At 69.9% G+C, this 11,714-nt stretch carries 10 protein-coding genes and 1 riboswitch; of the genes, 4 read left to right on the forward strand and 6 right to left on the reverse strand.

Features of this window, described 5'->3' with window-relative positions:
- Positions 1-41: 41 nt before the first annotated feature.
- From LG632_RS12170 to LG632_RS12180, 3 genes are all read right to left on the reverse strand, one after another.
- Complete coding sequence (locus LG632_RS12170) at positions 42-998, reverse strand: ribonucleotide-diphosphate reductase subunit beta (RefSeq protein WP_264201716.1); 957 nt, start codon at positions 996-998, stop codon at positions 42-44.
- Between the two features lie 59 nt (positions 999-1,057).
- The gene (locus LG632_RS12175) at positions 1,058-3,457 is read right to left on the reverse strand and encodes a ribonucleoside-diphosphate reductase subunit alpha (protein WP_226727020.1); all 2,400 of its coding nucleotides are present in this window, start codon (positions 3,455-3,457) and stop codon (positions 1,058-1,060) included.
- 149 nt (positions 3,458-3,606) lie between these two features.
- Positions 3,607-3,735, reverse strand: a riboswitch (cobalamin riboswitch).
- 56 nt (positions 3,736-3,791) lie between these two features.
- A complete protein-coding gene (locus tag LG632_RS12180) occupies positions 3,792-4,307 on the reverse strand; it encodes a GNAT family N-acetyltransferase (RefSeq protein ID WP_226727021.1) in 516 nt (171 codons plus the stop codon).
- Positions 4,308-4,324: 17 nt separating this feature from the next.
- On the opposite strand from LG632_RS12180, the gene LG632_RS12185 reads away from it, so the two are divergent.
- On the forward strand, positions 4,325-4,774 hold the full coding sequence (locus tag LG632_RS12185) for a Uma2 family endonuclease (RefSeq protein ID WP_308108292.1): 450 nt from the start codon (positions 4,325-4,327) through the stop codon (positions 4,772-4,774).
- 59 nt (positions 4,775-4,833) lie between these two features.
- On the opposite strand, the gene LG632_RS12190 is transcribed toward LG632_RS12185, so the two are convergent.
- From LG632_RS12190 to LG632_RS12200, 3 genes are all read right to left on the reverse strand, one after another.
- Positions 4,834-5,031, reverse strand: a complete 198-nt coding sequence (locus LG632_RS12190) for a CstA-like transporter-associated (seleno)protein (protein WP_226727022.1) — start codon at positions 5,029-5,031, stop codon at positions 4,834-4,836.
- Positions 5,028-7,274, reverse strand: coding sequence for a carbon starvation CstA family protein (locus tag LG632_RS12195; protein WP_226727023.1), 2,247 nt, complete (start codon positions 7,272-7,274; stop codon positions 5,028-5,030). Before LG632_RS12195 ends, LG632_RS12190 begins: the two co-directional genes overlap by 4 nt.
- A gap of 108 nt (positions 7,275-7,382) precedes the next feature.
- A complete protein-coding gene (locus LG632_RS12200) occupies positions 7,383-8,147 on the reverse strand; it encodes a GntR family transcriptional regulator (RefSeq protein WP_226727054.1) in 765 nt (254 codons plus the stop codon).
- A gap of 289 nt (positions 8,148-8,436) precedes the next feature.
- On the opposite strand from LG632_RS12200, the gene LG632_RS12205 reads away from it, so the two are divergent.
- The 3 genes from LG632_RS12205 (at position 8,437) to LG632_RS12215 (ending at position 11,706) form a co-directional block, all read left to right on the forward strand.
- A complete protein-coding gene (locus LG632_RS12205; RefSeq protein ID WP_226727024.1) occupies positions 8,437-9,720 on the forward strand; it encodes an extracellular solute-binding protein in 1,284 nt (427 codons plus the stop codon).
- A 115-nt stretch (positions 9,721-9,835) separates the two neighbouring features.
- The gene (locus tag LG632_RS12210; RefSeq protein ID WP_226727025.1) at positions 9,836-10,855 is read left to right on the forward strand and encodes a carbohydrate ABC transporter permease; all 1,020 of its coding nucleotides are present in this window, start codon (positions 9,836-9,838) and stop codon (positions 10,853-10,855) included.
- Positions 10,852-11,706, forward strand: a complete 855-nt coding sequence (locus tag LG632_RS12215) for a carbohydrate ABC transporter permease (RefSeq protein ID WP_374203462.1) — start codon at positions 10,852-10,854, stop codon at positions 11,704-11,706. The genes LG632_RS12210 and LG632_RS12215 overlap by 4 nt, the downstream gene beginning before the upstream one ends.
- Positions 11,707-11,714: the final 8 nt, after the last annotated feature.

Raw genomic sequence — 11,714 nt, forward strand, 5'->3', positions numbered from 1 at the left:
CCGGGGGGGGGGCCCCTCGCGTGTTCACGGGCCGGGTCGGCTCAGAAGTCCTCGTCGAGGTCGACCGTGCCCTCGACGGCGACCTGGTACGCCGACGGACGGCGCTCGAAGAAGTTCGTCAGCTCCTGGACGCCCTGGAGCTCCATGAACGAGAACGGGTTCTCGGAGCCGTAGACCGGGGCGAAGCCGAGGCGGACCAGGCGCTGGTCGGCGACGCACTGGAGGTACTCGCGCATCGACTCGGTGTTCATGCCGGGCAGGCCGTCACCGCACAGGTCGCGGCCGAACTGCAGCTCCGCCTCGACGGCTTCCTTCAGCATGTCCGTGACCTGCTGCTGGAGCTGGTCGTCGAAGAGCTCCGGCTCCTCCTTGCGGACGGTGTCCACGACCTCGAACGCGAAGTTCATGTGCATGGTCTCGTCGCGGAAGACCCAGTTGGTGCCGGTGGCCAGGCCGTGCAGGAGGCCGCGCGAGCGGAACCAGTAGACGTAGGCGAAGGCGCCGTAGAAGAACAGGCCCTCGATGCACGCGGCGAAGCAGATCAGGTTCAGCAGGAAGCGGCGCCGGTCGGCGGCCGTCTCCAGCCGCTCGATCTTCTCGACCGAGTCCATCCACTTGAAGCAGAACTGCGCCTTCTCGCGGATCGACGGGATGTTCTCCACCGCCGCGAAGGCGGCCGCGCGGTCGTCCGGGTCGGGCAGGTAGGTGTCGAGCAGCGTCAGGTAGAACTGGACGTGCACGGCCTCCTCGAAGAGCTGGCGCGACAGGTACAGGCGCGCCTCCGGGGAGTTGATGTGCTTGTACAGCGTCAGCACGAGGTTGTTCGCGACGATCGAGTCACCGGTGGCGAAGAAGGCCACCAGGCGGCCGATCATGTGCTGCTCGGCCGGGGTCAGCTTGGCGAGGTCGGCCACGTCGGAGTGGAGGTCGACCTCCTCCACCGTCCACGTGTTCTTGATCGCGTCCCGGTAGCGCTCGTAGAAGTCCGGGTAGCGCATCGGGCGCAGGGTCAGCTCGAAGCCGGGGTCGAGCAGGTTCTGGGGGCGGGTGGGGGTGCTCACTGGCAAGCCTCGCAGGACTCGGGGTTCTCAAGGGAGCAGGCCAGCGCGTCGGCGTCGACGGCCTGCGGGAGGGGCGCGGGGGTGGCCGCGGTCTGCGCCTGGGCCGCGCGGGCGATCTTCGTCGCCGGGCGCGAGCGCAGGTAGTACGTGGTCTTCAGGCCCTGCTTCCAGGCGTACGCGTACATCGAGCTGAGCTTGCCGATGGTGGGCGTCTCCATGAAGAGGTTCAGCGACTGGCTCTGGTCGAGGTACGGCGTACGCTGCGCCGCCATGTCGATCAGGCCGCGCTGCGGGATCTCCCACGCCGTGCGGTACAGCTCGCGGATCTCGGCGGGGATCCAGCCGAACCCCTGCACCGAGCCGGAGGAGTCGCGCAGCGCCTCGCGGGTCTGCGCGTCCCAGACGCCCAGCTTCTTGAGGTCCTCCACCAGGTAGCCGTTGACCTGGAGGAACTCACCGCTGAGGGTCTCGCGCTTGAAGAGGTTGGAGACCTGCGGCTCGATGCACTCGTACACACCGGCGATCGAGGCGATCGTGGCGGTCGGGGCGATGGCCAGCAGCAGCGAGTTGCGCATGCCGGTGGTGGCGATCCGGGCGCGCAGCGCCGCCCAGCGCTCCGGCCAGTGGTGGGTGACGCCGTAGTGGTCGGGGTGCAGCACGCCCTGGGCGGTACGGGTCTCCGCCCAGGCCGGCAGCGGGCCGTGGCGCTCGGCGAGGTCGGCGGAGGCCTCGTAGGCGGCCAGCATGATCCGCTCGGCGATGCGGGTGGAGAGCGCCTTGGCCTCGGCGGAGTCGAACGGCAGGCGCAGCTTGAAGAAGACGTCCTGCAGACCCATCGCGCCCAGGCCCACCGGGCGCCACTTGGCGTTGGAGTTGCCGGCCTGCTCGGTCGGGTAGAAGTTGATGTCCACCACGCGGTCGAGGAAGGTCACGGCGGTGCGGACGGTCTCGTCCAGCCGCTCCCAGTCCATCTCGCCGGTCTCCGCGAGGACGAAGGCGCCGAGGTTGACCGAGCCGAGGTTGCACACGGCGGTCTCGTCGTCGTTGGTGACCTCGATGATCTCCGTGCACAGGTTCGAGGAGTGCACGACCCGGCCGGGCAGGGCGGTCTGGTTCGCGGTGCGGTTGGAGGCGTCCTTGAACGTCATCCAGCCGTTGCCGGTCTGCGCCAGGGTCCGCATCATGCGGCCGTACAGGTCGCGGGCCGGCATGGTCTTCTTGGCCAGGCCCGCCGCCTCGGCCTTGAGGTAGGCCGCGTCGAACTCCTCGCCGTAGAGGTCCACCAGCTCCGGGACGTCGGCCGGGGAGAACAGCGACCAGTCCTGGTCGGCGTTGACGCGGCGCATGAACTCGTCGGGGATCCAGTGCGCGAGGTTCAGGTTGTGCGTGCGCCGGGCGTCCTCACCGGTGTTGTCGCGCAGCTCCAGGAACTCCTCGATGTCCGCGTGCCAGGTCTCCAGGTAGACGGCGGCGGCACCCTTGCGGCGGCCGCCCTGGTTCACGGCGGCGACCGAGGCGTCGAGGGTCTTCAGGAACGGGACGATGCCGTTGGAGTGGCCGTTGGTGCCCCGGATCAGCGAGCCGCGGGCACGGATGCGGGAGTACGACAGGCCGATGCCGCCGGCGTGCTTCGACAGCCGCGCCACCTGGTGGTAGCGGTCGTAGATCGAGTCGAGCTCGTCGAGCGGCGAGTCCAGCAGGTAGCAGGAGGACATCTGCGGGTGCCGGGTGCCGGAGTTGAAGAGGGTGGGGGAGGAGGGCAGGTAGTCCAGCCGGCTCATCAGCCCGTAGAGGGAGGCGACCTCCTCGACCGCGCGCACGCTGTCGTCCTCCGCGAGACCGCAGGCCACGCGCAGCATGAAGTGCTGCGGGGTCTCGACGACCTGACGGGTGAGCGGGTGGCGCAGGAGGTAGCGGCTGTGCAGGGTGCGCAGCCCGAAGAAGCCGAAGCGGTCGTCCGCGCCGTCGGCGAGCGCGTGCTCGACCAGCGCGTCCAGGCGGGCGGCGTGGGCGGCGACGAAGGCGGCCGTGCGGTCGGCGATCAGGCCCTCGCGGTGGCCGACCGCGACGGAGGCGGAGAAGGAGGTGGCGCCCTGGCCCGCGGCCTCCTCGGCGATGGCGAGGGTCAGCAGCCGGGCGGCGAGCCGGGAGTACGCCGGGTCCTCGGAGATCAGCCCCGCGGCCGCCTCGGTGGCCAGCCCGCGCAGCTCGGCCTCGTCCGCGGTGGCGCTGCGGCCGCGCAGGGCGGCGGCGGCGACCCGGCCGGGGTCGGTGTCGGGCAGGTCGGCGGTCAGTTCCGTGAGGGTGCGCAGCAGCGCGGCACCGGGACCGCCGGCCTCGGCGGCGGCCTCGGGCAGGTCGGACTCGGCGCGCGGTGCGGAAGGCGCGATGGTCACGGGGGGCTCTCCCTCGCTCGGCTCCGGCTCTTCGGACGGCGGGGCAGGCGGGAGCGCACGCGGGCATGACGAAGCAAGGATCATCGGCACCGCACGGCGTCCACCGGCCCAACCGCGAGGCCCGGACGTGGTCGGCATCCGGGACGGTCGACCCGGACGCACCGTCGGCAGGTCATCGGACTTGGCGCCCGGGCGGCCGGACACTTCATACCGTTGCGGGACAGTTCCGGATTCCCACCGGATTCCCCTGCGGCGACAGCGAGGACGAGCATACATGTGGGGGGCCGCCTCTGTGCGACCCCCTAGATGTTGTGTCGTGTGCCGTACACGACGGTCACTCTGCGCCCGGCTGCCACTCCAGTCGGTAGGTGAGCAGGGGCACTTCGGGCACCGGCGCCCAATCCCGCTCGGGCGTGCGGACGAAGCCCGTCCGCTCGTAGATCCGGTGCGCCCCGCGCATGGCGGGCTGGGTGGAGAGCACCAGCGCCCGGACCCCGGGCAGGGCCCGGGCCCGCTCGACGCACTCGCGTACGAGCGCCTCGCCGGCCCCCCGGCCCCGGGCCGCCGGATCGACGGCGAGCATCCGGAACTCGGCCTCGCCGGGCCCGGCGATGTCGCAGTACCGGCTCCCCGGCGGCGCGAGCGCCACCCCGCCGAGCACCGTGCCGTCCTCGCGCACGGCGACCAGCACGACCGCGTCCTCGGCCCGCGCGGCGACGTCGCGCAGCACGCCGATGTAGTACCCCGCCGGGTCGGCGTCGAGGAGCCCGTCGCCGACGTAGGCCCGCACGGTGACCTCCCCGAGGGCCTCGTACTCCTCGGGCCGCGCTTGTCTGATCAGGATGTCCATGGGTTCGAGTGTCACCCATGCGTGCCGGTGCCCGGGGCTATCGTCGAAGCAGCACCGTCGAGGAAGGCGAGCCCGAGCTCCGGCTCTACGGTGAGCTGGGCGTGAAGGTCCAGCAGTACCGCCAAGGGCGCGCGCGGCCGGACGGCGCCCTGGCGCCCAGTGGCTCCATCGGCGGGCAGGGCGATTGGATCGAGCCGGATCCCGTGCTCATGGTGGTGGAGGTCACCTCGTACGACCGGGACACCGATCGCCGGGACCGCCACGAGAAGCCCCGGGCCTACGCTCAGACAGGCATCCCGGTGTACTTGCTGATCGACCGCGACCACTGTCTGGTGAGTGTCCACAGTGAGCCCGACGGGCAGCGGTACGAGCGTGTGCTGACCGTCCCCTTCGGCAAGGACGTGGAGATCCCCGACCCCGTCGGCATCACGTTCTCGACCGAGCCGCTCAAGGACTGGGTCCGCTGAATCCGGCGTGCACGCCCTGAAGGGCCCCGCCGGATTCCGGCGGGGCCCTTCAGAAGGGTTCAGCAGCAGCGGAACCCCTCGCGGGGGTCCGCCTCGCGCGCGTCCGTGCGCGCGCGTTCGAAGGCGCGGCGGGTCATGACCTCGGCCTGCGGGTCGTGGCCGCGGGCGTGGGCGACGTACCGGTCGTACGCCGCCTCCCCCGAGAACTCCCGGACGTAGTGGCGGACCCGGGCCAGCCGCTCCCGGAGGGTGGTCACGCGACCGGTTCCTTGACCTTGCCACCGCCCGAGTCCAGGCCGGCGGCGGCCAGTTCCGCCTTCTCCTCGGCCGTCGGGAACAGCCCGGCCGGCGCGACGATCTTCGACTCGGTCCACGGGACCTCCGCCAGCCGCACCGATCCCGGGCTGCGGACGGCCTTGAAGCAGACCCGGGCCGCGTCCACCAGCACCACCACGATCAGGAGCGCGAAGAGGGCCGACAGGACGCCGTCCACGGTGGAGTTGAGGACCACCGTGTGCATGTCGTCCATGGTCTTCGCGGGCGCCAGCGTCTTCCCGGCGTCGATGCCCGCCTGGTACTTGTCCCGCTGGGCGAAGAACCCGACGCGCGGGTCCTCGGAGAACACCTTCTGCCAGCTCGCCGTCAGCGTCACCGCCGCGTCCCAGGTCAGCGGCACTCCGGTGACCCAGGCCCACTTCAGCCGCCCGGACTTCACCAGCAGCGTCGTGCACACCGCCAGCGCCACCGCCGCCAGCAGCTGGTTCGCGATCCCGAACAGCGGGAAGAGCTGGTTGATGCCGCCCAGCGGGTCCTTCACGCCGACCCACAGGAAGTAGCCCCAGGCGCCGACGACCAGCGCGCTGGCGAGCCAGACGCCCGGCTTCCAGCTGATCTGCTTGAACGGCTTGTAGACGTTGCCCAGCATGTCCTGGAGCATGAAGCGCCCCACCCGGGTGCCCGCGTCGAGCGTGGTGAGGATGAAGAGCGCCTCGAACATGATCGCGAAGTGGTACCAGAACGCCTTCATCGACGCCCCGCCGAACACCGACGAGAAGATCTCCGCCATCCCGAGTGCGAACGTCGGCGCGCCGCCGGTCCGGGACAGCAGGCTCGCCTCCTCGACGTCCTTGGCCGCCTGCGCCAGCTGCTCCGGCGAGATGGAGAACCCGAGGTTGGCGACCGCGGCGGAGGCCGACTGCACGGTCGAGCCGACGACGCCGGCGGGGGAGTTGACGGAGAAGAACAGCCCCGGCTCGATGATGCAGGCGGCGATCATCGCCATGATCGCGACGAACGACTCCGTCAGCATCGACCCGTAGCCGATCATCCGGATCTGGGTCTCCTTCTGCACCATCTTCGGCGTGGTGCCCGAGGAGACCAGCGCGTGGAAGCCGGACAGCGCGCCGCAGGCGATGGTGATGAAGACGAACGGGAACATGGACCCGGCGAACACCGGCCCGTCGCCGCGGCTCGCGAACGAGGTGATCGCGTCCATCTTCAGCGTCGGCATCGCGACGGCCACGCCGATCGCCATCAGCGCGATCGTGCCGACCTTCATGAAGGTGGACAGGTAGTCGCGCGGCGCGAGCAGCAGCCACACCGGCAGCACCGAGGCCAGGAACCCGTACGCCACCATCCACAGGACCAGGGTGGTCGGCTTCAGGGTGAAGAAGTCGGCCCAGGACGACTCGGCGACCCAGCCGCCCGCCACGATCGCGAGCAGCAGCAGCGCGACGCCGATCAGCGAGACCTCGGTGACCCGGCCCGGCCGCAGGACGCGCAGGTAGACGCCCATGAACAGGGCGATCGGGATGGTCATGCCGATGGAGAAGACGCCCCACGGGGAGTGGGCGAGCGCCCCGACGATGACGAGAGCCAGCACCGCCAGCAGGATGATCATGATCGCGAACACGGCGACCAGGGCGGCGGCGCCGCCGAACGGCCCGATCTCGTCCCGGGCCATCTGGCCGAGCGAACGGCCGTCGCGCCGGGTGGAGAAGAACAGCGTGACCATGTCCTGGACGGCACCGGCGAAGATCACGCCGGCCACGATCCAGATGGTGCCCGGCAGGTAGCCCATCTGCGCCGCGAGCACGGGGCCGACCAGCGGGCCGGCGCCCGCGACCGCGGCGAAGTGGTGGCCGAAGAGCACGCGGCGGTCGGTCGGGTGGAAGTCGACACCGTTGTCAAGGCGTTCGGCCGGGGTGGCCCGGGTCTTGTCCACCTTCAGCACGCGGTAGGCGATGAACCGCGAGTAGAAGCGGTAGGCGATGGCGTACGAGCCGAGCGCCGCCGCGAGCATCCACGCGGCCGAGACGTCCTCGCCGCGGGAGAGGGCCAGAACGGTCCAGCCGGCCGCGCCGACGAGGGCGACGAGCGACCAGACCGCGATCGACGTCGGCGTGACCCGGGACGGCGGGGCGGTGGAGGGGAGCGAGTCCGCCGGGCCGCCCGGACTCGCCGCGTTCCGTTCCGTACCGGTTGATCCTGGTTCTGGCATGATCCTCGTCCCCTCGTTGATCATCTGCAGTGAGCGCAGGAATCTACGGGGGCCTACCCGCTGGACGTAAGCCCCCGTCCGTATAGCGGTACGAGAGTCAACTACGAATCAGACGGCGGGGCGCTGGAGCCGAGCCACGAACTTGTAACGATCGCCGCGGTAGACCGACCGCACCCACTCGACCGGTTCGCCGTCCGCGTCCAGGGAGTGCCGGGAGAGCATCAGCATCGGCAGGCCGACGTCGGTGCCCAGCAGCCCGGCCTCGCGCGGCGTCGCCAGCGAGGTCTCGATGGTCTCCTCGGCCTCGGCGAGATGGACGTCGTACACCTCGGCGAGGGCGGTGTAGAGCGAGGTGTACTTGACGAGCTGGCGGCGCAGCGCGGGGAAGCGCTTGGCCGACAGGTGGGTGGTCTCGATGGCCATGGGCTCGCCGCTGGCCAGGCGCAGCCGCTCGATGCGCAGCACCCGGCCGCCGGTGGCGATCTTGAGCAGGCCGGCCAGGGTGTCGTCGGCCGTGACGTAGCCGATGTCCAGCAGCTGGGAGGTGGGCTCCAGGCCCTGGGCGCGCATGTCCTCGGTGTACGAGGTCAGTTGCAGGGCCTGGGAGACCTTGGGCTTGGCCACGAAGGTGCCCTTGCCCTGGATCCGCTCCAGCCGGCCCTCGACGACGAGCTCCTGGAGGGCCTGGCGGACGGTGGTCCGCGAGGTGTCGAACTCGGCGGCGAGGGTGCGCTCGGGGGGCACCGGGGTGCCGGGCGGAAGGGTCTCGGTCATGTCGAGCAAGTGCCGCTTGAGCCGGTAGTACTTCGGCACGCGTGCGGTGCGGGTGGCCGCCCCGCCCTCCGGCTCCCCGGACTCCCCTTCGGTGGCCATCGCCGCCCGCCTTCCCGACTCCAGTTTCGCTGCCGTCACCGGCTCCTCCGATATGTGCGGTCACATGGTGACACGGTGTGGAGGGCACACCTCGCCCCTCCCGAGGTGTCGGTCCGGTAACGGACGGGACCCCCGCTCATTAGACCCTTGACACCCCTAAAGGTCTAGGCCAAGCTCCCGGTACTGGTCTAAACCAATATGGATCAGATCCCGGCCCCACAGGCTGTACTTGGCGTAAGTCATCGCGGCGGGCAAGGGAAGTGCAGACAGCATCCCTGAGGAGGGTGGCGTGAAGCGCAAGCTCATCGCGGCGGTCGGTGTCGCGGGCATGATGGCCGGTGTCGCGGCTTGTGGCAATGGTGGCGACGACAAGGGTAGCTCCGACGCCAACGGCAACAAGACCGTCACCGTCTGGGTGATGGACGGCTCCGCGCCGAAGGCCTGGCTCGACGAGGTCAACAAGGAGTTCGAGGCCAAGCACCCGAACACCAAGGTCAAGGTCGAGATCCAGCAGTGGAAGGGCATCCAGGAGAAGGTCACCACCGCCCTCTCCGAGAACACCCCGCCGGACGTCATCGAGCTCGGCAACACCCAGACCGCGGGCTACGCCGTCACCGGCGGCCTCGCCGACCTGACGGGTGACAAGGCCAAGCTCGGCGCCGACGCCTGGCAGAAGGGCATGCTCGCCTCCGCCGAGGTCGACGGCAAGCTCTACTCCGCCCCGTGGTACGCCGCCAACCGCGTGGTGGTCTACGACAAGAAGGCCTTCGAGAAGGCCGGCGTCACGCCGCCGAAGACCCGCGACGAGTGGCTCGCCGGCCTCGACAAGCTCAAGGCCTCGGACCCGGCCACGCAGCCGATCTACCTCCCGGGCCAGAGCTGGTACGTGCTGGCCGGCTTCATCTGGGACGAGGGCGGCGACCTCGCCGTCAAGGACGGCGGCAAGTGGAAGGGCCAGCTGGCCACCCCGCAGGCCGCCTCCGCGATGGAGTTCTACAAGAAGCTCCAGGCCTATTCCACCGCCCCCAAGGACAAGGACGAGGCCACCCCGCAGCAGTCCACCGACATCGTCCCCAAGGGCGGCGTCGCCTCCTGGATCGGTCTGGGCTGGGAGGCCCAGGGCGCGCTGAAGGCCCTGAAGGAAGCGGGCAAGGAGGGCGACTTCGGCTACTTCCCGATCCCGGGCAAGACCGCCGACAAGCCGGGCTCGGTGTTCCTCGGCGGCTCCAACCTGGCCGTGGCCGAGCGCTCCAAGAACAAGGACCTGGCCAAGGAGTGGCTGGCGCTGGCCGCGGGCAAGGACCAGATGACCAAGTACGCCGCCGCCACCGAGGGCGCGCTGCTGCCCAACCAGCAGGCCGCCAACTTCTCGGCCGCCGCGGGCTCCTTCGCCGAGTCGATGGCGAAGGCCGCCGCCAACGGCAGGATCACCCCGGTGACCGCGGGCTGGGCGAACGTCGAGACCGAGCCGAACCCGATCAAGGAGTACATGACCAAGGTGCTCAAGGGTGAGGACGCCGCGAAGGCGGGCGAGGCGGCCGACAAGGAGATCGCGAGCCGCATCAACAAGTAACCCGCCCGCTGGACCGCAGGACAACGCACCGGGGGGTACGGCAGGCGCCGACGCGTCCGCCGTGCCCCCGGTCGCGCATTGACGCGCCCCGTCAACCGCGAGGAAACCACCAGTCATGACCGTGCACTCCCAGGGAGCGGCGACCAGCGCTCCACAGGACGCACCACCCCCGTCCGCCGGACCGGGTTCGCCGCCGCCCCGGCCGTCCGGCTCCGCCCGTCCGTCTCCTCGCGGGGGCCGGAAGTCGCTCCCGTCGGGCTGGCTGCCGTACGCCCTCGTGGCGCCGGCCGTCCTCAGCATCGCCGGACTGCTGCTCTACCCGCTCGGCAAGAACGTCCTGCTCTCCTTCCAGCAGGTCAACAAGATCGAGCTGATCCAGCGCAAGGCGCCGTTCATCGGCCTGGACAACTACACCGGGCTGCTCGGCGACGCGAAGTTCTGGACCGTCGTCGTCCGCAGCTTCGCCTTCACCGCCGTCAACGTCGCGCTGATCATGCTGCTGGGCAGCCTCATCGGCATCCTGCTGAACCGGCTCGGCAAGAAGATGCGCCTGGTGCTCTCCATGGCCCTGGTCATGGCCTGGGCGATGCCGATCGTCGCCTCCGTCACCGTCTTCCAGTGGCTGTTCGACGAGCAGTTCGGCGTCGCCAACTGGGTGATGCGCACGCTCGGCTTCAGCGGCTACGACCAGCACAACTGGTTCGAGACCGGCTTCTCGACCATGGTCATCATCATGATCCTGCTGGTCTGGGGATCCGTCCCGTTCGTCGCGCTCAACATGTACGCCGGCCTGACCACCGTCGGCGCGGAGCTGTACGAGGCCGCCAAGATGGACGGGGCGAACGGCTGGCAGACGTTCTGGAAGATCGTCTTCCCGAACCTGCGCCCCTTCTTCCTCGTCACCACCTTCCTGGAGGTGATCTGGATCTTCAAGGCCTTCACCCAGGTCTACGCCATGCGCGCCGGCGGCCCCGACCGCGCCTCCGAGACCCTCCCCGTCTTCGCCTACATCGAGGGCCAGTCCCAGCAGCACTACGGCCTGGCCGCCGCCATCTCGGTCCTGACGATCCTGATGCTCGTGGTCGTCATGTCCTTCTACTTCCGCCTGATCCTGAAGCAGGAGGACGAGCAGTGAGCCAGCAGCAGACCCTTCGCCCGCGCAAGCCGCTCCGCCCCCTGGCGGTCGTCAAGAACCTCGGCGCGCTGCTCCTCGCCGCGGTCTTCGTCTTCCCCGTGTACTGGATGTTCTCCTCGGCGCTGAAGCCGTCGGGCGAGATCCTCACCAAGGACCCGGTCTTCCTCTTCACCCCGACGCTGGACAACTTCGGCACCGCCACCGGGGTCGAGATGTTCTGGACCTACGTGCAGAACAGCCTCGTGGTGACCGTCGGCGCCGTCCTGCTGGCCCTCGCCGTCGCCCTCGCGGCCGGCTTCGCCCTCGCCCGGATGACGTTCAAGGGCCGCAAGGGCCTGGTCCTGGCCGTGATGATGGCGCAGATGGCCCCCTGGGAGGTCATGGTCATCGCGATGTACATGATCGCCCGCGACGCCGAGATGCTGAACAGCATCGCGCTGCTGACGGTCATCTACTTCGTCATGGTGCTGCCCTTCACCATCTGGACCCTGCGCGGCTTCATCGCCGCCGTGCCGGCGACGCTGGAGGAGGCCGCGCAGATCGACGGCTGCACCCGCGGCCAGGCCTTCCGGAAGGTCATCTTCCCGCTGCTGGCCCCCGGGCTCATGTCCACCTCGCTCTTCGGTTTCATCACCGCCTGGAACGAGTTCGCGATGGTCCTGATCCTCAACAAGGACAAGGCCGCGCAGACGCTGCCCCTGTGGCTGACGCAGTTCCAGACCGCCTTCGGCAACGACTGGGGCGCCACCATGGCCGCGTCCTCGCTCTTCGCGGTCCCGGTCCTGGTCGTCTTCGTCTTCCTCCAGCGCAAGGCCGTCGGCGGGATGACCGCCGGCGCAGTGAAGGGATAACGGCACAC

It is taken from the genome of Streptomyces antimicrobicus (assembly GCF_020532625.1).
GTDB lineage: Bacteria > Actinomycetota > Actinomycetes > Streptomycetales > Streptomycetaceae > Streptomyces > Streptomyces antimicrobicus.

Coding starts and splice junctions, on each gene's coding strand:
- LG632_RS12170 (WP_264201716.1), bottom strand. CDS start 998: ATGCGCTACCCGGACTTCTACGAGCGCTACCGGGACGCGATCAAGAAC.
- LG632_RS12180 (WP_226727021.1), bottom strand. CDS start 4,307: ATGGACATCCTGATCAGACAAGCGCGGCCCGAGGAGTACGAGGCCCTC.
- LG632_RS12185 (WP_308108292.1), top strand. CDS start 4,325: ATGCGTGCCGGTGCCCGGGGCTATCGTCGAAGCAGCACCGTCGAGGAA.
- LG632_RS12195 (WP_226727023.1), bottom strand. CDS start 7,274: ATGCCAGAACCAGGATCAACCGGTACGGAACGGAACGCGGCGAGTCCG.
- LG632_RS12200 (WP_226727054.1), bottom strand. CDS start 8,147: ATGGCCACCGAAGGGGAGTCCGGGGAGCCGGAGGGCGGGGCGGCCACC.
- LG632_RS12210 (WP_226727025.1), top strand. CDS start 9,836: ATGACCGTGCACTCCCAGGGAGCGGCGACCAGCGCTCCACAGGACGCA.